Origin of the sequence: Rehaibacterium terrae, assembly GCF_014202935.1 — a bacterium.
Taxonomy (GTDB): Bacteria; Pseudomonadota; Gammaproteobacteria; order Xanthomonadales; family Xanthomonadaceae; genus Rehaibacterium; species Rehaibacterium terrae.
Map to the genome: position 1 here is coordinate 27,096 of NZ_JACHHX010000007.1, position 19,376 is coordinate 46,471.

General features: G+C 72.2%; 21 protein-coding genes. 7 read left to right on the forward strand and 14 right to left on the reverse strand.

Translation table 11 applies throughout. The features are described from left to right. Positions 1-17: 17 nt before the first annotated feature. Genes HNQ58_RS06290 through HNQ58_RS06305 form a run of 4 tightly spaced genes read left to right on the forward strand, consistent with a single transcriptional unit; the run spans position 18 to position 3,663 of the window. Positions 18-689: a TetR/AcrR family transcriptional regulator gene (locus HNQ58_RS06290; RefSeq protein ID WP_183948063.1), complete on the forward strand. Its 672-nt coding sequence runs from the start codon at positions 18-20 to the stop codon at positions 687-689. Next, positions 679-1,647: an HlyD family secretion protein gene (locus tag HNQ58_RS06295; protein ID WP_183948064.1), complete on the forward strand. Its 969-nt coding sequence runs from the start codon at positions 679-681 to the stop codon at positions 1,645-1,647. The genes HNQ58_RS06290 and HNQ58_RS06295 overlap by 11 nt, the downstream gene beginning before the upstream one ends. A gap of 7 nt (positions 1,648-1,654) precedes the next feature. After that, positions 1,655-2,575, forward strand: coding sequence for an ATP-binding cassette domain-containing protein (locus tag HNQ58_RS06300; RefSeq protein WP_183948156.1), 921 nt, complete (start codon positions 1,655-1,657; stop codon positions 2,573-2,575). Next, positions 2,572-3,663 (forward strand): ABC transporter permease, encoded by a 1,092-nt coding sequence (locus tag HNQ58_RS06305; protein ID WP_183948065.1) that lies wholly within the window; start codon positions 2,572-2,574, stop codon positions 3,661-3,663. Before HNQ58_RS06300 ends, HNQ58_RS06305 begins: the two co-directional genes overlap by 4 nt. 31 nt (positions 3,664-3,694) lie before the next feature. Here the strand turns inward: HNQ58_RS06305 and HNQ58_RS06310 are convergent, their stop codons facing one another. From HNQ58_RS06310 to HNQ58_RS06330, 5 genes are all read right to left on the reverse strand, one after another. Continuing rightward, positions 3,695-4,258, reverse strand: coding sequence for a hypothetical protein (locus HNQ58_RS06310; RefSeq protein WP_183948066.1), 564 nt, complete (start codon positions 4,256-4,258; stop codon positions 3,695-3,697). A gap of 80 nt (positions 4,259-4,338) precedes the next feature. Then, positions 4,339-4,806: a copper resistance protein NlpE N-terminal domain-containing protein gene (locus HNQ58_RS06315; protein WP_183948067.1), complete on the reverse strand. Its 468-nt coding sequence runs from the start codon at positions 4,804-4,806 to the stop codon at positions 4,339-4,341. A 58-nt stretch (positions 4,807-4,864) separates the two neighbouring features. After that, positions 4,865-5,275, reverse strand: a complete 411-nt coding sequence (locus HNQ58_RS06320; RefSeq protein ID WP_183948068.1) for a hypothetical protein — start codon at positions 5,273-5,275, stop codon at positions 4,865-4,867. After that, positions 5,269-6,603, reverse strand: coding sequence for a GGDEF domain-containing protein (locus HNQ58_RS06325; RefSeq protein ID WP_183948069.1), 1,335 nt, complete (start codon positions 6,601-6,603; stop codon positions 5,269-5,271). Before HNQ58_RS06325 ends, HNQ58_RS06320 begins: the two co-directional genes overlap by 7 nt. Before the next feature lie 117 nt (positions 6,604-6,720). Then, on the reverse strand, positions 6,721-7,098 hold the full coding sequence (locus HNQ58_RS06330) for a UrcA family protein (RefSeq protein WP_183948070.1): 378 nt from the start codon (positions 7,096-7,098) through the stop codon (positions 6,721-6,723). A 228-nt stretch (positions 7,099-7,326) separates the two neighbouring features. Here HNQ58_RS06330 and HNQ58_RS06335 point away from each other — a divergent pair, with 228 nt between their 5' ends. Continuing rightward, positions 7,327-7,668: an HPF/RaiA family ribosome-associated protein gene (locus HNQ58_RS06335; protein ID WP_183948071.1), complete on the forward strand. Its 342-nt coding sequence runs from the start codon at positions 7,327-7,329 to the stop codon at positions 7,666-7,668. Between the two features lie 76 nt (positions 7,669-7,744). Here HNQ58_RS06335 and HNQ58_RS06340 read toward each other — a convergent pair whose 3' ends face one another. Beyond that, complete coding sequence (locus tag HNQ58_RS06340; protein WP_183948072.1) at positions 7,745-8,461, reverse strand: HAD family hydrolase; 717 nt, start codon at positions 8,459-8,461, stop codon at positions 7,745-7,747. Positions 8,462-8,891: 430 nt separating this feature from the next. On the opposite strand from HNQ58_RS06340, the gene HNQ58_RS06345 reads away from it, so the two are divergent. Next, positions 8,892-9,587 carry an SDR family oxidoreductase gene (locus HNQ58_RS06345; RefSeq protein ID WP_183948073.1) on the forward strand — a complete coding sequence of 232 codons (696 nt, stop codon included), beginning with the start codon at positions 8,892-8,894 and terminating at the stop codon, positions 9,585-9,587. A gap of 16 nt (positions 9,588-9,603) precedes the next feature. On the opposite strand, the gene HNQ58_RS06350 is transcribed toward HNQ58_RS06345, so the two are convergent. The 3 genes from HNQ58_RS06350 to HNQ58_RS13610 form a co-directional block, all read right to left on the reverse strand. Further along, positions 9,604-10,467, reverse strand: a complete 864-nt coding sequence (locus tag HNQ58_RS06350) for an alpha/beta hydrolase (protein WP_183948074.1) — start codon at positions 10,465-10,467, stop codon at positions 9,604-9,606. Positions 10,468-10,564: 97 nt separating this feature from the next. Continuing rightward, entirely contained in the window at positions 10,565-11,488 is a 924-nt protein-coding gene (locus HNQ58_RS06355; RefSeq protein ID WP_183948075.1) for an SH3 domain-containing protein, read from the reverse strand. Between the two features lie 91 nt (positions 11,489-11,579). Next, entirely contained in the window at positions 11,580-12,857 is a 1,278-nt protein-coding gene (locus HNQ58_RS13610) for a mechanosensitive ion channel domain-containing protein (RefSeq protein ID WP_221301183.1), read from the reverse strand. Between the two features lie 330 nt (positions 12,858-13,187). Here HNQ58_RS13610 and HNQ58_RS06365 point away from each other — a divergent pair, with 330 nt between their 5' ends. Further along, positions 13,188-16,067 (forward strand): M14 family zinc carboxypeptidase, encoded by a 2,880-nt coding sequence (locus HNQ58_RS06365; RefSeq protein ID WP_183948077.1) that lies wholly within the window; start codon positions 13,188-13,190, stop codon positions 16,065-16,067. A gap of 21 nt (positions 16,068-16,088) precedes the next feature. Here the strand turns inward: HNQ58_RS06365 and HNQ58_RS06370 are convergent, their stop codons facing one another. From HNQ58_RS06370 to HNQ58_RS06390, 5 genes are all read right to left on the reverse strand, one after another. Continuing rightward, on the reverse strand, positions 16,089-16,811 hold the full coding sequence (locus HNQ58_RS06370) for a hypothetical protein (RefSeq protein WP_183948078.1): 723 nt from the start codon (positions 16,809-16,811) through the stop codon (positions 16,089-16,091). A 32-nt stretch (positions 16,812-16,843) separates the two neighbouring features. After that, positions 16,844-17,251 carry a DUF4124 domain-containing protein gene (locus HNQ58_RS06375; RefSeq protein WP_183948079.1) on the reverse strand — a complete coding sequence of 136 codons (408 nt, stop codon included), beginning with the start codon at positions 17,249-17,251 and terminating at the stop codon, positions 16,844-16,846. Between the two features lie 37 nt (positions 17,252-17,288). Next, the gene (locus HNQ58_RS06380) at positions 17,289-17,999 is read right to left on the reverse strand and encodes an energy transducer TonB (RefSeq protein WP_183948080.1); all 711 of its coding nucleotides are present in this window, start codon (positions 17,997-17,999) and stop codon (positions 17,289-17,291) included. Positions 18,000-18,356: 357 nt separating this feature from the next. Continuing rightward, a complete protein-coding gene (locus tag HNQ58_RS06385) occupies positions 18,357-18,875 on the reverse strand; it encodes a GNAT family N-acetyltransferase (protein WP_183948081.1) in 519 nt (172 codons plus the stop codon). Between the two features lie 130 nt (positions 18,876-19,005). Further along, a complete protein-coding gene (locus tag HNQ58_RS06390) occupies positions 19,006-19,371 on the reverse strand; it encodes a DUF1428 domain-containing protein (RefSeq protein ID WP_183948082.1) in 366 nt (121 codons plus the stop codon). Positions 19,372-19,376 lie beyond the last annotated feature (5 nt).

Genomic DNA, 19,376 nt, shown 5'->3' on the forward strand with positions numbered 1-19,376 from the left:
TCTGTTTAATTATTTTCATGGACAAACGCTCCCCACCCCGCCGCGGACGCCGCCCCGGCCGCCCGTCCGAGCCGCAGGCCGAGGCGCTGGACGCCCGCGAGCGGCTGCTCGACGCGGCGCTGGATCGCTTCGTCAAGGAGGGTATCGCCGCCAGCACCCTGCGCGCGATCGCCGATCAGGCCGGGGTCACCCCGGCGCTGCTGCACTACTACTTCGGCGACAGGCAGCAACTGGTCGAAGCGGTGATCGAGGACCGGCTGATGCCGGCGCTGGCCGGCCTGCGCGGCGCCATCGGTCAGGCCGGCGGCGACCTGCGCGCGCTGGTGCGCGGCTTCGTCGCGGCCGCCTTTGCGCTGGCCGAGACGCACCCCTGGCTGCCCCCGCTGTGGGTGCGCGAGGTGTTGAGCGAAGGCGGCGCGCTGCGCGGCCTGCTGCGCGAGCGCATCGCGCCGATGGTGCCGCTGGCGCTGGCGCAACGCTTCGCCGAGGCCCAGCGGCATGGCCGCCTCAACGCCGAGCTCGACCCGCGCCTGCTGGTGGTCTCGCTGGTCGGCCTGACCCTGTTCCCGCTCGCCGCCGCGCCGATCTGGCGCGACATCTTCGACGCCGGCGATGTCGGCCGCGAGCAATTGCTGCTGCACACCCTCGCCCTGCTGGAAAACGGGCTGGAGCTCGATCATGACGACTGAATCCGCGTCCCGCGCCCTGCCCCTGCTCGCGGCGCTGCTGCTGGCCGCCTGTGCTGGCGACGACGGCCCCCACCTGCCCGGCCAGCTCGAATACGAGCGCATCGCGGTGCCCGCCGAACTGTCCGAGCCGGTGCTGCTACTGGCCGTGCGCGAAGGCCAGCCGGTCACGGCCGGCGAGCTGCTGGCCCGGCTCGACCCGCGCCGCGCCGACGCCCGCCTGGCGCGCGCCGAAGCCGAGCTGCGCCAGCACGAGGCGCGGCTGTCGGAACTGATCCACGGCGCCCGCCCGGAAACGCTCGACGCCGCCCGCGCCGCGCTGGCGCGCGCCCAGGCCGCCGCCGATGACGCTCAGCGCGAACAGCGCCGTCTCGCCGAACTGCGCCGGCGCGAACTGATCGCCCAGGCCGAGCTCGACCGCGCCGACACCGCGCGCCGCCGCGCCGAGGCCGACGCCCGCGCCGCCGACGCGCAACTGCGCGAGCTCACCCGCGGCACCCGCGAGGAGCAATTGCACCAGGCCGAGGCCGCGGTCGCCGCCGCCCGCGCCGCCGTGGACGAGGCCCGCATCGCCCGCGAGCGGCTCGACCTGCGCGCACCGCGCGACGGCCGTGTCGACGCGCTGCCGTTCAAACCCGGCGACCAGCCGCCACCGGGCGCCGCCGTCGCCACCCTGCTCACCGGCGAAGCTTACGCGCGCGTGTTCGTGCCGGCCGCGCAGCGCGCGCGGATGGCGGAAGGCCAACGCTTCCGCGTGACGGTCGAGGGCATCGACACGCCGTTCGCCGGCACGCTGCGCAGCATCGCCGCCGAGCCCGCGTTCACGCCCTACTTCGCGCTCGCCGGCGACGACGCCAGCCGGCTGGTCTACCGCGCCGAGATCGTCCTGGATGAAACCGCGCGCACGCTGCCCGCCGGCCTGCCGCTCACCGCCACGCCCGTGACCGGCGATGCGCGCTGAGCCCGCCATCCGCGCCCGCGGGCTGACCCGCCGCTTCGGCGACCTGGTCGCGGTCGACCGGCTCGACCTCGACGTGCCGCGCGGGCAGGTGTACGGCTTTCTCGGCCCCAACGGCTCGGGCAAGTCCACCAGCCTGCGCATGCTGTGCGGGCTGCTGCGGCCGAGCGCGGGCGAGATCGAAGTGCTGGGCCTGCGCGTGCCCGAGCAGGCCGAGGCGCTCAAGCGCCGGATCGGCTACATGACGCAGAAGTTCTCGCTGTACGAAGACCTCACCGTGCAGGAGAACCTGGAGTTCCTGGCCGCCGTGCACGGCATCCCGCGCCGCCGCGCGAAGGCGCGCATCGACGAGATGATCGAGCGCTACCGCTTCACCACCATGCGCCGACAGCTCGCCGGCACCATGTCGGGCGGCCAGAAGCAACGCCTGGCGCTGGCCGGCAGCGTGCTGCACGAACCCGAGCTGCTGCTGCTCGACGAGCCGACCAGCGCGGTCGACCCGCAGTCGCGGCGCGATTTCTGGGCCAGCCTGTTCGAGCTGGCCGACGCCGGCGCCACCCTGCTGGTGTCCACGCACTACATGGACGAGGCCGAGCGCTGCCATCGCCTGGCCATCCTCGACCGCGGCCGGCTGGTCGCCGACGGCACGCCGCACGACCTGTGCGCCGGCCTGCCCGGCGCGGTGCTGCGCATCGACGGCGACGATCTGCGCAGCGTGGAGTCTTTCCTGCTACGACGAGACGACGTGCTCGGCGTCGCCCAGATCGGCGTGCACCTGCGCGTGCTGGTGACCGCCGGCGAGCCCGGCCCGCTGGCGCGTGCGCTGCACGCTGCCGGCTTCCGCGTGCAGGTGCAGCCCGCCGCGCCGAATCTCGAGGACGTGTTCGTCGCCGCCACCCGCGGCCGGCGCACGGAGGCGCGCGCGGCATGAGCCTCACCCGCCTGCTCGCCATCGTCGTCAAGGAGTTGCGGCAACTGCGCCGCGACCGCCTGAGCTTCGCCATGATCGTCGGCATCCCGACGCTCCAGCTGCTGCTGTTCGGCTTCGCCATCAACCTGGACGTGCGCGGCCTGCCGGCCGGTGTGCTCGACCAGGCCGGCACCGCGCAGTCGCGCGAGCTGGTCGCCGGCATGCAGGCCAGCGGCGTGATCCGCCTGCGCCACCACGCGCGCTCGCCGCAGGAGATCGACGAGCTGATGCGCCGCGGCGACATCAGCCTGGCGCTGGTGCTGCCGGCCGACCTCGAAGCCCGGCTGGCGCGCCGCGACCGCCCGGCACTGCAAGTGGTGGTGGACGGCTCCGACCAGGTGATCCAGGCCGCCGCGCGCCAGCTCGCGGCCTACCCGGTGCATGGCGTGGCCGGCTGGACGAAGCGCGTGGCGCCGGTCGAGGTGGTCAACTTCCACAACCCCGAGCGGCGCGCGCCGGTCAACACCGTGCCTGGCCTGATCGGCGTGATCCTGACCATGACCATGGTGCTGTTCACCGCCGTCGCGCTGGTGCGCGAACGCGAGCGCGGCAACCTGGAGATGCTGATCGCCACCCCGGTGTCACCGTGGGAACTGACCGTGGGCAAGGTACTGCCCTTCGTCGGCATCGGGCTGGTGCAGGTGACGCTGGTGCTGCTGCTCGGGCGGCTGGTGTTCGACGTGCCGATCCGTGGCGGGCTCGGCGACGTCTACCTCGCCGCGCTGGCGTTCATCGTCGCCAGCCTGGCGCTGGGCGTGTTCCTGTCCACACTGGCGCGCAGCCAGTTCCAGGCCATGCAGTTGGCGTTCTTCACCTTCCTGCCGCAGATCCTGCTGTCGGGCTTCATGTTCCCCTACGCCGGCATGCCGGCGTTCGCGCAGTGGCTGGCCGAGATCCTGCCGATGACGCATTTCATGCGGCTGATCCGCGGCATCATGCTGCGCGGCGCCGACCTGATCGAACTGTGGCCGGACCTGGCCGCGCTGGGCCTGTTCGCCGCCGTGTTCCTGACCCTGTCCACCCTGCGTGTGCACAAGCGGCTGGATTGAGCGCCGCGCCCGGCGACGGCGGCGATGCCGATCAGTCGCGACCCTTGCCTTTGCCCTTGCCCTTGTCGCCGGCGTGGGCGGGCGGGCCGCCGTGGCCGCGTTCGGGGCCGGCCGCCTTCGCCGGCGGGCCGCCGCGCCCGTGCGGCGGCCCGCCCTGCCAGCGGCCGTGCGATTTGCCGACATGGCCCTTGAGTGCATGGAACTCGGGCGAGCCAGGCTTGATGCCCAGGCGCTGGGCGACCACGCCCCAGCCGTGACCATGGTCGGTCTCCCAGATCCGGATCACTTCGATGCAGGGACGGCGGGTGTAGTGGGCGATGGCGCAGGCGTAGTAGACGTCGGCCGGCGCCCAGCGGCGGTCGACGACGTACTCGCGCACCAGGTAGCGCGGAGCGCCGAAACTCACCACCACCTCGTCGACGAAGCCGTCGAGGTCGCCGCGGGCGAACACGTTCAGGTCGCCCAGTCGCGCGTCCACCCAGGCGTCGCCGCTGCGCGGACTGAAGCCGAAAGCGTAGTGCTCCTGCGCGGCTGCGGCGGCCGACAGGCCGAGCCACAGCGCCAGCACGGGGATGAACCATCGATGGTTACGCATCGCTCCACTCCTGATCGGTGTGCCTGGGGCGCAGTCTGGCGCGGCGCGCTGAATCGGTTCTGAAACCGCCGTCACGGCATTCAGCGCTCGTTGACGACCGGACGCAGGGTGTAGTCGAGCCGGGAGTCGATCCGTCGGCCGCTGCGGTCGAGCAGCTCCAGCCCGTCGTCGTCGCGACGCAGGAAGGCGCGGCGACGGGTGGCGTCGTCGGCATCCAGGGTATAGACGACCGCCTGCGGGTCCGCGTCGAACCCGTGCGACACCGCCCACGCGCCCTGGCTGTGGAAGACCGTGTCGCCGTCGTCCTCGACGCCGAGATAGCTTTCGGTCAGCACGTACTCGCGCCGCTCGCCCTGCTGGATCAGCAGCAGCTCGGTGTCGATGCCGGCGCAGTCGGCGCAGGGCAGCACGGCCTGCCAGCGACGCTCGTACACCGCTCCGGCGGCGGCCGGTACGGCGGCGTGCTCATGGGGGCCGGCCTCGCCCTCGTCGCGCCGGCAGGCGCCGAGCAGGATCAGGATCGCGAGTACGGGAAGCAGGCGGCGCATGGCGGCAGGCCGGTCGAGGCGGTGCCGCCATCCTACCCCCGGCGCGGTCGCGGCGGCATCAACTCCGCGGCGCGGGCGGCGCCGGTCGCGCCGCGCGCACCACCAGCCAGACGATGCCGACCACCACCAGCAGCGGCAGCAGCACCGGCGCGGCGAACAGCAGCACCAGCCCGGCCACCACCGCGAACACGACGAAGGCGGCCAGACCGAGCGCGCCGAGCACGGCCGGCAGCACCAGCAACAGCACTGCCAGCCCGATGAACAGGCCAACGGCTCCGGCCAGAAAACCCGCCACGCCGCCGACCAGACCACCGATCAGGCCGCCGAGTCCGGGCGCCTGCCACGACCATGGCGCGCCGTCCACGAGGTGGCCGAACAGGAACGGTCCGGGCAGCGCCAGCGCGCCCACCCACCCCAGCACCAGCAGGGCCAGCAGGCCCAACACGATCCATCCCACGAGTTTCAGCACGGCTGCAGTCTCCTGGCCCGACGTGCCTGTTCGATGCTCAGGACGACCGCAGGGTTTGAAGGCGACGGCGGATTGGCGTCGACCACCCGGTTGCGGCCCTCGCGCTTGCCCTGATACAGGCGGGCGTCGGCGGCGGCGAACAGGGCGTCGGGGGTCAGCCCGTCCTCGGGTGCCGAGGCCACACCGATGGTGGCGCTCAGCGCCGCCGGCACCGCTGCGCTGGCCGGCATGTCGAGCATGGCGCGGACGCGCTCGGCCACGCGGCGTGCGTCCTGCGGGCCGGTGTCTGGCAGCACCACGGCGAACTCCTCGCCGCCGTAGCGGAAGATCCGGTCGGTCGGCCGCAGGTGGCCGAGCAGCGCATCGGCCACCGCACGCAGCGCGGCATCGCCGGCGGCGTGACCGAAACGGTCGTTGACCGACTTGAAGTGGTCCAGATCGACCAGCAGCAGGGAAATCGGCCGCTCCTCCAGCTCGGCGCGGGCCATGGCATCGGGGAAGTACTCGTCGAAGTAGCCGCGGTTGTAGAGGCCGGTGAGGGCATCGCGGCGCAGCTCGCGCCGGGCCAGCTCGAACTTCTCGCGGTAGCTCAGATGCGTCAGCGCCCTGCCGGCGAGGCGGTCGCTGGCGACGGCCGGTTCGACGCGACCGGCCAGGCGCAGGTACACCGCGAGGGTGGCGGCGAAGAACAGCGCCAGCACCAGTTTGGCCAGGATGGTGACGCCGAGCGCCCAGCCCAGCCCCGGAACCTGCCGCATCAGCAGGCCGGCGAACAGGACGGCGTCCAGCGCCAGTACGCCGACCAGGGCGGCGCTGGCGCGCAGGAAGGGCGAGCGCACCACCCCGTCGAGGCGGCGGTAGACCGCCACCATCAGCAGGCTGCCGAGCAGCAGCAGCGCGCCGCTGACCAGCAGGAAGCGGGCATTGCCGAGCGCCTCGCCAGCGCCGGGGCCCTCGACGAGCAGCGCACCCGGCTGGCCGGGCTGGAAGCCGACCACCACCATCACCAGCGCCGACACGGCATTGGCGACCGCCAGCCCGAGCGCCAGCTTTCCGGCCTCGCGCCCGTCCTCGCGGATGTAGATCAGCAGCACGGCGAACAGGCTGGCGGTGAAGAACACCGCCGCCCCCGGCGACACCGGCAGGCCGGCCACCCCGCCGCCGTGCCCGGTCAGCGCCTGCGCCTGCTGCAGCACCGCCAGGCTCATGCACAGCGGGGCGATGCCCAGCCAGCGCCGGGCGGCGAACAGGGAGATGACGAGCAGCGCCAGGGCAAGCGCCTGGGCGGAAAGGATGCCGAGCTGGATCAGATCGAGATTCACGCTCATGGCCGGTTGTCCCGTGGAAGACAACCGGACAGGAGCAAATTCCGTGCCGCGCGCAGCGCCGGATCCACGTCGCCCCGCCGACCGGGAAGTCGGCGGGGACGAGGCCTGCCCCAGACGTCAGTAGCGGTAACGGATCACCACCTCGCCGCGCCCCCGGTAGTAGGGGTCATGACGGTAGTGGTGGCGATGCTTGTAGCGCTTCGGCGGCGGGCCGTAATGGCGCACGTAGTGGCCTGGCGGCACGAAACGCGGCGGGCCGGGCGGGCCGTAGTAGTAACGATGCTCGACGACCCGGTAATACCGCGGCGGGCCGTAGCGGTGATACTCGACGTAGAGCGGCTCGCGGCTGTGGCGATGGTAGGCGCGACCGGACGTGAAGATCACGTCGCCCACGTCCACGTACACCCGCACACCGCTGGCCTGCGCCGGCGCCGGGGCAGCCAGGCCGATCAGCGCGGCCACGGCCAGCGAAACGATCAGGGCCTTCGCACGCATGGCGGTCTCCTCCAGTGGACTGGCCGCCAGCCTCGCCCGCGCCGGGTGAATCCGCTTTGAACCCAGGCCTGAACGGTGGGCGTCGTTCAGCCCCGGGTCGATTTCGGCGCGCGCTGCGAACGGCCCGAACCGTGACGAAGCGCCGAAACTTTTTCTTACGGCCACGCTCAGTATGGTGACAGGGCCGTGACCGCCACGGCCCATGCAAGCGCCACGAAGGAGGCAGGTATGCGCATCGAAGTTCTCAGCCGCACCACCCAGGCCGGCATCGACAACGTCGCCACCGTCGAACGCCGCACCCGGCATCTGCTGGACCGCCTGGACGACCGCATACAGCGCCTGGAAGTGCAGCTCGTCGACGAGAACGGCCCCAAGGGCGGCGTCGACCGCCGCTGCCGGGTCAGCGCCAAGCTGGTGGACGGCGAAGTGTTGCACGCCGAGGCGCGCTCCGAACTGATCCCCAACGCGGTGGACCGGGCGATCCGCAAGCTGGTGCGCCGCATCACCGACCTGCGTGGCCGGGAAATCGACAGCCGTCGCCGCGCCGGCGGCGAGGCGGTCGCCGCCTGACCGTGCGCCGTCATCCGCGATGTGCCGCCGGGCGCCGCATGGCGCCCGGCGCCGTTTCATCGGCCACGCGAGGCGCCTACGCGGCAACGGCGGCGATGCGGGCGACCGCGCCGGGGATCTCCTCGCTGCGCGAGACCCGCACCACGCGCGAGGCGTGTTCCGGCTGCAGGCCGTTCTCCAGCTCGTGCGCCCAGGTCACGTGGTAGGGCATGTGCACGCCCCAGCCGCCCAGGCGCACCACCGGCTCGATGTCCGAGCGCAGCGAGTTGCCGACCATCACGAAGCCTTCCGCGCCGGCCCCGCACTCGCGCAGCACGCGGGCGTAGCACTCGGGGTTCTTCTCCGAGACGATTTCGATGCGGGTGAAGACATCGGCCAGCCCGGAGCTGGCGATCTTGGCCTCCTGGTGGAACAGGTCACCCTTGGTGATCAGCACCACCGGCCAGCGCACCGCCACGGATTCGACCGCGGTGCGGATGCCCGGCAGCAGCTCGACCGGGTGCGCCAGCACCTCCTTGCCGAGCGCGACGATGCGGTGGATGTCGGCCGCCGAGATGCGCTCGGCGGTCACTTCGATCGCCGTCTCGATCATCGACAGCGTCATGCCCTTGGCACCGTAGCCGAACAGCTTGAGATTGCGGCGCTCGGCCGAGAGCAGCACGTCGTTGATGTGCGCCTCGTCGAGGTCCACGTAGCGCGACAGCAGCGTGCGGAACGCCTCGCCCGCGGCCTGGTAATAGCCCTCGCTGTGCCAGAGGGTGTCGTCGCCGTCGAATCCGACCAGTTGCACCATCTGCCCTCGATCCTCGTATGCCCGCGGCAATGGTTTACGCACGCCCAGGCACTTGACGACCACCGCTGTGTGGCCCCGCACGAAGCATACTGCAGGCCTGCTGCACCCCAGGCGCAGATCCGGACCGGGGCCTGACGCCGGGCAGCGGCTGGTGTGGGCCTGCCTCTGCCGCCGGGCCGGACCACGGTGTCTGCGGGGCGTCGGGTACTGCCTTCGCTGCCAACCCAGGGCTCTGCAAAGATCCACGGGCACGGGAAGGATCAGCCAGCCGGCGACCGAAGTCCGGCCCACTGCGAAGCGGTCGAACGAACCCGGACGATGCCGGGTGCGCAACCCGGAAAACACCTCGTCCTGTGTGTTTTCCGACAGACTGCTAGACTTTCCGGGGCGCGCCGCATGCCCATGCGGGCCGCTTCTGAGGAGCCCATCCATGCAATTGGAAGGAAAGATCGTCGCACTCACCGGCGGCTTCGGCGGCCTCGGCCCCACCGTGGTGGATGCGTTGCGCCGGCAGGGCGCGAAAGTCGCCGTGATCGACCGCGCCGATGCGCCAGCCGCGGATTCCGCGGACGACGGCCGGCTGCTGCTGCCCGGCATCGACATCGCCGACGCCGATGCCGCCCGCGCCGCGTTCGAGCGCATCGCCGCGCACTTCGGCGGCGTGGATGCGCTGGTCAACCTCGCCGGCACCTATCGCTGGGAGCCGCTCGCCGAAGGCAGCCTCGACACCTGGAACCTGCTGCACCGCGTGAACCTGCTCACCGCCGTGTCGGCCACCCGGGCCGCGCTGCCGCACCTGCTGGCGCGCGGCGGCGGGCGCATCGTCAACTTCGGCGCGCTGGGCGCGCTCAAGTCCGGCGCCGGCAACGGCCCCTACGCGGCCTCCAAGGCCGGCGTGCACCGGCTCACCGAGAGCCTGGCCGAGGAGCTCAAGGACCGCGGCATCCAGGTCAACGCCATCCTGCCCAGCATCATCGACACGCCGGCCAACCGCGCCGACATGCCCAAGGCCGATTTCTCGCGCTGGGTGAAGCCGGCCGAACTGGCCGAGGTGGTCGTGTTCCTGCTCTCGCCGGGTGCCTCGGCCATCACCGGGGCGCTGATTCCGGTCGCCGGGCGGGTCTGACCGGCCCGCTCACCAATCACATGTGGCTGCTGTCCCCGGTCCGCTGCGCGCCGGGGATATCGGCATCGAGCACGCCCTCGGCCATCAGAAAGTCGCGCAGCCGGGCGAGAAAGGCGGCATCGAAGTACGGGCAGTCGTTGTGGCCGCAGTCCAGCGTCACCAGTTCGGCCCGCGGATGCGCCGCCGCCAGCCGCCGGCCGTGGGCGTAGGGAATGATCCGGTCGCGGCGGCCGTGGAAGAGCAGCACCGGGCCGTCGAAGCCGCCGATGCGCGCCAGGTTGTCGAAACGGTCGCGGATCAGGAAGGCCGGCGCGCCCATCCGGCGCGCGAGGTCGGCCACCGAGGTGAAGCCGGCCAGCAGCACCAGCGCACGCACGGGACGCTCGTCGGCCAGTTGGATGGCCGGTCCACTGCCGACCGAGCGGCCGATGGCCACGATGCGGGCGGCATCGACCTCCGGGCGCGCGGCCAGCCAGTCGTGACCCAGCCGCGCCATCTCGTTGAGCGTTTCCCGGGTCGGCTTGCCATCGGCACCGGCATAGCCGGGGTACTCCAGCAGCAACACGTGCACGCCGAGCGCGGCCACGCCGGCCAGCAAGGGCAGGTTCTGCTCGACCGTCTCGGCGTTGCCGTGGAAGTACAGCGCCGCCGGCGCGGTCGGCGCCGCGCCATGCGCGGGCAGCAGCACGCCGCGCACCTGGCCGAACGAGGCCGGGATGCGCAGGTCCTGCGCCCGCGGCGGCCACCAGGCCGCGCTGTCGTCCCAGCGCATGCCGGCGCCAGGGAACATCAGCTGGCGCTGCTGCAGGAACAACAGCGCCAGATACAGCGCATAGGCGATGACGGCGACCACCAGGAAATTGAGCAGGCTGCGCAGCATGGACCGGACTCCCGTGCGACTCGCGGCAGGCTCGTGTCACCCTGCCGTCCCGATCCGCCGCAGGCAAGCCCGTCCGCTGCCCCGTCCGCCGCCAGGCTCACTGCCCGCGCGGCGAGATCGCCGCCGACGACACCCAGCCGGGGTTGCCGTTCTCGTCCTCGACCTCCCACCAGATGCCTTCCTTGCCGCCGGTCGGATAGACAAGATCACCGGGCTTGAAGCCGCGCACGCTGCCTGACGCGTCCGATGGCGTGCGCTTGAGGTCGGTCGCGGCGGTGACCACGTAGGCCTGCACCGGCGCCGTGGCCGCCGCATTGCCGCTCATGCCCTGCATGTAGCCGACCAGGTCGATGAAGGCGCGGGTGTAGGCGGCGGTGATGACCTTGCCGATCTCGGTGTCGGCGTAACCGCCGCCCACCGCCAGCGCGCCGCCGCGATATCCGCCGCCACCGAAGGAAATATCCGTCTTCTGCGCCATGCCCTCGGCGACGTAGAGCTGCTCGGTGGTGCGCAGGTCGAGCAGGGTGAGCAGCGTGTGCGCCTCCATCTTCTTGGTGCGCAGCCCGCCCAGTGCGGCACCGAAACGGCCGCCGACGATGCCGCCGATCGCGCCGCCGACGTTGGCGCCGCCGGCATTGGCGTCGCTGCCGACGATGTCCGGGACGATCACGTAGTCGGCCGCCGATACCTGACCGCGGCCGACATTGGCGCCACGCTGCAGCTCGCCCGAATCGGCCAGCGCGCGCTCGCCGCTGCGCATCTGCATGCCGCGCCCGCGATCGACCACCCGCAGGCAGTTCGAGCGCTGCGCCATCATCTTGATCAAGGCCTCGGGGCTGCCGAGCTGGTAGTCGCGCCACCACGGATGGGCCGGCTCGTCGATGGCGACCGTGCCGACCGGCGCGGCGCAGCGCGGCAGCTCGGGCGGAGCGTTCTTGCTGCTGCCGCGCTGGGCGACGGCATCGAAGGCGAACAGGCCCAAGGCTGGCAGCAACAGCCAGCGGAACACATCGAAACGCATGGCATGACCTCCCGCCGGCCGCGACCCGACGCCGCCGGCATGCTGGCGAACTCCCCCGTCGGATACAGACGCAGGAAGCCGGCGCGGGCGGTCAGTCCGGCGCCGGGCCGGCGTGCCCGTGCCAGCCGGCCGGCAGGCTTCTGAGGTGCAGATCGCGCTGCGGATACGGGATGGTGATGCCCTCCCGCTTGAACGCCTTCCAGATTTCCACGTTCAGCTCGGAGCGGATGTTGTTGACGCCTTCCTGCGGGTCGTCGATCCAAACCCGCAGCTCCAGCTCGATGCCGCTGTCGCCGAAGCCCATCAGCCGTGCCACCGGCGCCGGCGCGTCCTCCACCCGCGGGTGGCCGCGGCCGACCTCGACCAGCAGGTCCATCGCGCGGATCGGGTCGTCGTCGTAACTGACCTGTACCGGCACCTTGAGCCGCACCGCCTTGTCCGAGTAGCTCCAGTTGATCACCTCCGAGGTGATCAGGTTCTCGTTCGGGATCAGCGTCTCCACGCCGTCGCGGCTGCGCACCACCACGTAACGGGCGTTGAGCTCCTTCACCCAGCCGAAGCTGTCGCCGACCGTGATCACGTCGCCCGGCCGGATCGAGCGGTCCATGATCAGGATGAAGCCGGAGATGAAGTTGGAGGCGATCCGCTGCAGGCCGAAGCCGATGCCGACACCGAGCGCGCCGGAGAACACCGCCAGCGAGGTCAGGTTGACGCCGACGATGTTCAGGCCGACCAGCAGGGCCAGCAGCACCAGGGTGAAGCGCAGCACCTTGGCCACGCCGACGCGCACGCCGATCGACACCTCGCCGGCCGCCATCACCCGCCGTTCGAGCAGTCGCGAGAGCAGGCCGGCGGCCAGCAGCAGCAGCGCCACCACGACGACGATGGTGAGCAGGTCGAGCAGCGAGAAGCGCGTTTCGCCGAAGCTGAGCGCCAAGCCGTCGAGCAGGTCGCGCGCCGGCCCAAGCCAGCCGAGCAGGTACAGCGCCACCACCGCCCAGATCACGCCGCTGACCGTGTGCTCGAAGGCGTCCAGCAGCGGTCCGGGGTTCATCCCGCGCCGCAGCAGGTAGAGCAGCAGGCGAACCGCCGCCAGCGACGCGGCCAGCACCGCCAGCATCTGCGGCCCGGCATGCGGCCAGCCGGCCAATGCCAGTGCAGCGGCCGCGAGCAGCGCCAGCAGCACGATCGCGCCCGGTCGCCACAGTCGCTCGGCCAGGTCGCCGACCCAGCCGCCGGCGGCATGCAGCCGTCCCGGCTTGCGGGTCAGCAGCCAGCCGCCGGCCAACGCCAGCAGCACCGCGCCCCATTGCGCCGCTCGCCTCGGATCGCGGAAGACCTCGAACGCATCCGCGAGGACTTCACCCACCGCTTGCCACTCCGGAACATCCATGTACCGATTCTGGCACGTCGTGCCGGACATCGCGCGACTACTGGCGCCAGATGGCGATGAGGCGGTGGCACGGCTGGTACCCACGCAGCCCGATATCACAAGCTCGGCAGGCCCGCCTGCGCGGAGCTGCTGTACTGGCTCTGGCAACGGTTGGCGCTCAGGCCATGGCAGCCCTTTCGCGCCGTGCCGATCGGGCCGGCACAGCGGGCAAGACCCGCGCCGAGGCCACCCCCTGCCAGCCGGCACGTTCACACCTCGCCGGGCCTGCGGCATCATCGGGCGCTGTCACGCCGCGGAAGCCTGCCCATGCCACGATCCTGCCTGCGCCACCTCGGTGGACTGCTGCTCGGCCTCGCCCTCGCCTCGCCGCTCGCCTTCGCTGCCCAGCCCGTGCCGGCCGCGCCGTTGCAGCAGGTATTCGGCGCGCGCGAGTACGACGCCCGCATCGCCACGCCCGATACGCTGCTCGGCTTTGCCCACGGCAGCCAGGCCGCCACGCCGGAGGAGATCCACGCCGCCCTGCTCGCCTGGGCCGCGCAGAGCGACCGTCTGCGCGTGCACACCTACGCGCGCAGCCACCAGGGCCGCCCGCTGAGCGTGGCCATCGTGTCCAGCCCGGCCAATCTGGCGCGGCTGGACGCGCTGCAGGATGAACTGGACGAACTGGCTGACCCACGCCGCACCAGCGAGGCGCGCGCCCGCGAGATCATCGCCCGCGCGCCGGCAGTGGCCTACATCGCGCACAGCATCCACGGCAATGAAACCTCCGGCGGCGACGCCGCGCTCGGCCTGGTCTACCACCTGATCGCCGGCAACGACGGGGAGACGCGCGCGCTGCTCGACAGCACCATCGTCATCGTCGACCCGCTGCTCAATCCCGACGGCCGCGCCCGCGCCGTGGGCGACCTGCGCGGCTTCCGCACCGCCCAGCCCAGCCACGACGGCCAGCAGCTCGCGCGCGGCACGTCCTGGCCGTTCGGACGCGGCAACCACTACGTGTTCGACCTCAACCGCGACTGGATCTACGGCACCCAGCCGGAGACGCGCGGCCGGTTGGCGCTGCTCAAGCGCTGGCATCCGCTGCTGTTCGTCGACGCGCACGAGATGGGTGCACAGGACACCTTCCTGTTCTCGCCGCCACGCGCGCCGGTCAACCGGCACTTCCCGCCGCGCTTCCGCGAGTACCTGGAGCGCTTCTCGCGCGACCAGGCCGAAGCCTTCGATCGCCGCGGCTGGGTTTACTACTCGGGCGAGTGGAACGAGGGCTGGTATCCCGGCTACTCCGACGCCTGGGGCGGCATGCGCGGCGCGGTCAACATCCTCTACGAGCAAGCCCGCGTCGCCGACCACGGTGTGCGCCAGGCCAACGGCCAGGTGCTGCACTACAGCGAGGGCGTGGCACGCCAGCTCGGCAGCGCCTGGGCCAACCTGCAGTCGCTGCGCGCCAACCACCGGCAACTGCTGCAGGCGTTCTGGGACGACCGCAAGCAGGTGACCGGCGGCAGCGGCGAGTACGCGCGCCGGCTGTACGCGATCCCCGGCGACGCCCATCCCACCCGCCTCGCCACCCTGCTCGACCTGCTCGCGCTGCAGAACATCGAGGTCTACCGCACCACCCGCGAGTGGCGCCCCGGCGCCGCCACCGACACGCTCGGCCGCCGCACCAGCCCGACCCTGCCGGCCGGCAGCCTGATCGTGCCGAACCGCCAGCCGCTGGCGCGGCTGGTCGCCAACCTGTTCGAGTTCGACCAGCGCATCGACGAAGGCTCGCTGCGCAAGGAGCGCGAGGAGCTGCTGCGCACCGGCAGCGGCACCATGTACGACGTCACCGCCTGGAACCTGCCGATGATGTTCGGCGTGCAGGCCTACACGCTGGAAGGCGGCATGCCGGGCGACGCCGAGCGCGTCGGCGAGCCCGCCGTCGCCGGCGCGGCGCTGCCGGCGGCGTCCGAGGTCGGCTATCTGATTCCCGGCCACGACGACGGCGCGCTGCGTGCCGCCTCGGCGCTGCTGCAGGCCGGCCTGCAGCCGCGCGTCGCGCTCAAGCCGCTCGAACTCGACGGCCGCCGCTACCCGCGCGGCAGCGTGGTGGTGACCCGCTACGACCACCGCGACCGCAGCGCGGAAGACCTGCGCCAGGCGCTCGCCGCCGCCCTGCCGCACCTGCGCGAAGGCATCGTGGCGCTGCGCAGCGGCCAGGGCCCGGGCGACTTCCCCGACCTCGGCGGCGGCGAATTCGGCCTGCTGCAGGCGCCGCGCGTCGCCATCCTCGGCAAGGGCGCGGTCGGCTCGCAGAACTTCGGCTTCGTCTGGCACTACCTCGAGCACGGCCTCGGCCTCACCCCGACCCTGCTGGACGAGGCCGCGCTCGCCCGCACCGACCTGCGTCCCTACAACGTCATCGTGCTGCCCGAGCGCAGCGGCCCGCTCGACAGCGGCGTGCGCGACGCGCTCAAGGGCTGGACCGAGGCCGGCGGCACCCTGGTCGCCATCGGCGCCGCCAGCGCCGCCCTCGCGATGAAGGACGGCCCGGTCAAGGCGCGCACCCTCGACACCGCCCTGGAAGACCTCGCCCCCTACCGCGGCTGGCTCGCCCGCGAGTGGCTGGCCACGCAGGCCGGCGAGCAGGTCGGCGCCCGGCTGTGGAGCCACGCCGCCGTCGCCGGCCAGCCGGCGCCGTGGCCGAGCGACATCGGCAACGACAAGGACGACCTCAAGGCGCGCGAAGCACGCGAGCAGTGGCGCCGGCTGTTCGCGCCGCGCGGCGCCTTCCTCGCCGCCCGCTGCGCCGACACCAGCTGGCTGACGCTCGGCTGCGACGGCGTGCTGCCGGTGCTGGTCGACGCCAACGCCCCGCTGATGGCTGGCGATGGCGTGGAAGCGCCGTTCCGCCTCGGCGCCTTCGTGTCCGGCGGCGACAAGCGCGAATGGACCGCCTTCGGCTGGGCCGGCATCCCGCCCGGCCAGAGTCTGCACCTGCGCATGAGCGGCCTGCTCTGGCCGGAGGCGCAGGAGCGCCTGGCCAACACCGCCTGGCTGACCCGCGAAGCGCTCGGCCGCGGCCAGGTGATCCTGTTCGCCACCACCCCGGTCTTCCGCGGCGCCAGCCACGGCATGCAGCGCGTGCTCGGCAACGCCGTCGTGCTCGGCCCGGGCCTGGGCGCCAGCGCGCCGATCCTGCCCTGAGCGAACCGCCGCGTCCTGGCCTCAGGACGCGGCGTTCAGCGCCAGCGCCCGGTCGACGAAACCGTCGAGCGCCGCGCGCACCCGCGAGGCATCCTCGCCCCCGGCATCCGGCAGGATGGCGTAGACGAACACCAGCCTGCCGCCGATGTGGGCCACCGCGCCGGCGAGCTGCAGCGTCATCTGCTGCGTCTGCCCGGCCACCGCGGCCGTGACCGGCATCCGCAGGACGAAGCGCAGCGACCGCGGATCGTCGCCGTAGGGCTGCGGTTTGCCCAGCTCACCGAAACGGACGCCAACCTCCAGGCCGGTGGCCTCGCTCATCCGCTGACTGGCTTCATCCCCGGTGGTGCGCGCCAGCGCGTCCACATCGATCATCCCGAAGCTGCGCGCGAGCTCCGGCCGCACCCGCTGCCAGTCGGCCTCGCTGACACCGAGCGCCTCGACATGGCGCAGCACCTGCACCTGGAATACCGCCAGCTCCCCAGGCAGCCCGAGCGCCTGGCGCCGGAGATCGCCTTCGGTGATGAACGCCTCGACCAGCCGGTTTTCGGGCGGCAGGGCCGCCGCCATGGTGGCATGCAGCTCCGGGGCGGCCTCACTGCTGCGCAGGTAGCCCTCACCGACCGCGAACTTCAGCTCGGCGCCGCCGATCTGCAGTGGCACCACCGTCTCCGCCGCCAGCGAAAACGACCACGCCAGCGCCAGCAGCGCGACGCCCCGCCGCCACATCGTCATCCCCCTCATGTGCGTTCCCCCCTGTCGAAAGATGGCACGTCTCAGCGGCAGTGTTCCGCCACATGGCGGTCCAGTCGCCGCAGATCCTCGATCTTCAACTCGCGCCAGCGCAGGTCGCGCTCGCGCCTGGCGTGGGCCTTGGCCTGCTCGCAACGCGCGCGCCGTGCCTGCGCCTGGCGCTGGGCGCGGGTGGGGCCGGACTCGCGGATCCACACCGGCGCGGTGTTCGTCGGCAGCGAGGGCGGGGCCTGGCTGGTCCGCGGCGCGGGCGGCTCGGGCTGGACGGCGCGCCGCCAGTGCTCGCGGCTGTCCGGCGGGCACGGCTCGGACTGGATGCTCACCTGTCCGTCCGCCTTCGCCTCGCATTTGTACAGCCAGCGCGACTCGGCCATCGCCGGAACGGCGCCCAACATGCCCGCCAGCACCAGCAGCCTCGGAAAATTCCGCATGTCGCCCCTCCCTGGGATCGCCGCCGCAGTGCGTCCGTCAACCGCCGACTTCGATCCGTACGCCTTCCACCGGCGTCCGCAGCTGCGCCGCGACGCGCTCGGCGCGTGGCGGCTCGTCGTTGCGGTGCTGGCAGGGGTTGCTCGGCCGACTGCCCTCCACATGCACCCGGAAGCAGACCGGCACGGTCACCGTGGTGGCGACGCCGTGGCCGGCCACGCGCTCGGGCTCGAAGCGCCAGTGCCGCATCGACTCCGTGGCGGCAGCGACCAGGGTTCTGAGGCGACGCGGATGCTCGCGCGCCGGCTGCACGGCGAGCACATGGCCCTCGGCGTCGATCTCGACACGCAGTTCGACCTCGCCCTCGATGCGCTGCATGAGCGCGCTGGTCGGATAACGTGGCGGCACGGTTTTGGCGTAGCCCGGCCCGACCTCCGCCGAGAGCAGGTCCAGCGCCAGCCGCCCGGCCTCGACCTGGGTCGCGCGCAGGCGCAGGTGCAGCCAGCTCTCGGTTGGCTGCGGCTCGCCATCGACGGCGCCGGGAATGAAGCTCCAGCCGGCGATGCTGCGCCGCAAGGCCGCGTCCAGGGCCTGGTGCAGCTCGTGTTTGGGGGCGAGCGCCCGCACCTGCCCGTCGGCGTCGAGCCAGAGCCGGTAACTGACCTGCAGCTCGGTCCGTTCGGCGGCGTGGGCCGTCGTCGCCAGCGCCAGGATGACCAGCGCGCACCACCCGCGAATGCCCTGCGTCATGACTTCCTCCGTGAAGACCGGTGCCCGCCACCATGCCGCAGTCCCGCTCTCGCGACAAGTACCACCGGCAATCCGGCATGCCGCTGCTCGTCGTGATCGTCGTCCGCCGTGACACCCCCTTGGGGCTAGGCCGGCCGCGCCTGCCGGCGGCGGCGGCTGCAGGCCGTCGCGCTCGGCCTGCGCAGCGCCTCCGCGATCCAGCCGATCCAGTACGCGCGCCGCCACGGCCATGCGCGACGACGCGGTGCCTGGGATGCTGCACATCGGCCTCGGCCCGCTCGCGCACCACAGCCTGCGGCGCCCGCTGCTGGAGGTGATCGGGCAGACGCGGCCTGCAGCGGCAAGCCCCGCACCGGCTCAACGCGGCGTGGCGAGCAAGCCCAGCGAACGCGCCGCGGCGCGCTCCAGCCGGTACACGTAGCAATCGTCCAGCCCGAACTGCCGCCGCGCCACGCGTACGAAGCCGAAGCGCTCGTAGAAGCGGTGCGAGCGGGTGTTGGTCACCAGCGGATCGACCAGCACCGCCGTCACCTCCGGCGCGGCGAAACAGCGTGCCAGTGCCTGTCGCATCATCTGCGTGCCGTAGCCCCGGCCGAGCGCGTCCGGCTCGCCGATCCAGATGTCGATCGCGCGCAGGTCGTCCTCCACCTCACCCCAGTAATGGCTGTCCTCGCGCGCCGGATCGATGATCTGCACGAAGCCGACCGGCCGGCCATCGGCCTCGGCGATCAACTGCTCGCGCCAGTCGGGCTCGCGCGCCAACTCGGTCTCCCAGCCCCAGTCGTCGTTCGGGTCGGCGGCCAGTACCTGCGGCTGCTCGTCCCAGCGGCGCAGCAGGTCGAGATCGTCGGGCGTGGCGGGGCGCAGCCGGATCATCGCGGTCTCCTCGTCGGGTCGGGTCTTGCAGGGTAGACACCGCTGCCACAACGGCAGTCGAACGCGGCGGCGCCCGGCACGACGCAGCCGCCATCCGCCGGCCCGACCGGCCGCTCGCCCCTCCACCGGGTCAGTCGCGTCCGGCGATCTCGACCACCGGCATGAAACCGCCGTAGATCAGCCGCTTGCCGTCGAACGGCATCGGATTGGCCTCCGGTGAAAGACGCGGATCCTCCATCACCTTCGCCATGCCGGCATCGCGGGTGGCCTTGTCCGGCCACTCGATCCAGGAGAACACCACCGTCTCGTCGTCCTTGGCCTGCACCGCGCGGAAAAAGTCGGTGACCTTGCCGGTCGGCACGTCGTCGCCCCAGCACTCCATCACCCGCGTCGCCCCGTACTCCAGAAACACCGCATCGCAGGCGCGCGCATGCTCGATGAACTTCTGCCGGTTGGCGGTCGGCACCGCCAGCACGAAACCATCCACATAAGGCATGACCC

Bases quoted from the DNA above. Each gene is read 5' to 3' on its own strand.
- HNQ58_RS06290 (WP_183948063.1), top strand. From the start codon at position 18: ATGGACAAACGCTCCCCACCCCGCCGCGGACGCCGCCCCGGCCGCCCG.
- HNQ58_RS06295 (WP_183948064.1), top strand. From the start codon at position 679: ATGACGACTGAATCCGCGTCCCGCGCCCTGCCCCTGCTCGCGGCGCTG.
- HNQ58_RS06305 (WP_183948065.1), top strand. From the start codon at position 2,572: ATGAGCCTCACCCGCCTGCTCGCCATCGTCGTCAAGGAGTTGCGGCAA.
- HNQ58_RS06310 (WP_183948066.1), bottom strand. From the start codon at position 4,258: ATGCGTAACCATCGATGGTTCATCCCCGTGCTGGCGCTGTGGCTCGGC.
- HNQ58_RS06315 (WP_183948067.1), bottom strand. From the start codon at position 4,806: ATGCGCCGCCTGCTTCCCGTACTCGCGATCCTGATCCTGCTCGGCGCC.
- HNQ58_RS06325 (WP_183948069.1), bottom strand. From the start codon at position 6,603: ATGAGCGTGAATCTCGATCTGATCCAGCTCGGCATCCTTTCCGCCCAG.
- HNQ58_RS06330 (WP_183948070.1), bottom strand. From the start codon at position 7,098: ATGCGTGCGAAGGCCCTGATCGTTTCGCTGGCCGTGGCCGCGCTGATC.
- HNQ58_RS06335 (WP_183948071.1), top strand. From the start codon at position 7,327: ATGCGCATCGAAGTTCTCAGCCGCACCACCCAGGCCGGCATCGACAAC.
- HNQ58_RS06340 (WP_183948072.1), bottom strand. From the start codon at position 8,461: ATGGTGCAACTGGTCGGATTCGACGGCGACGACACCCTCTGGCACAGC.
- HNQ58_RS06345 (WP_183948073.1), top strand. From the start codon at position 8,892: ATGCAATTGGAAGGAAAGATCGTCGCACTCACCGGCGGCTTCGGCGGC.
- HNQ58_RS06350 (WP_183948074.1), bottom strand. From the start codon at position 10,467: ATGCTGCGCAGCCTGCTCAATTTCCTGGTGGTCGCCGTCATCGCCTAT.
- HNQ58_RS06355 (WP_183948075.1), bottom strand. From the start codon at position 11,488: ATGCGTTTCGATGTGTTCCGCTGGCTGTTGCTGCCAGCCTTGGGCCTG.
- HNQ58_RS06365 (WP_183948077.1), top strand. From the start codon at position 13,188: ATGCCACGATCCTGCCTGCGCCACCTCGGTGGACTGCTGCTCGGCCTC.
- HNQ58_RS06370 (WP_183948078.1), bottom strand. From the start codon at position 16,811: ATGAGGGGGATGACGATGTGGCGGCGGGGCGTCGCGCTGCTGGCGCTG.
- HNQ58_RS06375 (WP_183948079.1), bottom strand. From the start codon at position 17,251: ATGCGGAATTTTCCGAGGCTGCTGGTGCTGGCGGGCATGTTGGGCGCC.
- HNQ58_RS06380 (WP_183948080.1), bottom strand. From the start codon at position 17,999: ATGACGCAGGGCATTCGCGGGTGGTGCGCGCTGGTCATCCTGGCGCTG.
- HNQ58_RS06385 (WP_183948081.1), bottom strand. From the start codon at position 18,875: ATGATCCGGCTGCGCCCCGCCACGCCCGACGATCTCGACCTGCTGCGC.
- HNQ58_RS06390 (WP_183948082.1), bottom strand. From the start codon at position 19,371: ATGCCTTATGTGGATGGTTTCGTGCTGGCGGTGCCGACCGCCAACCGG.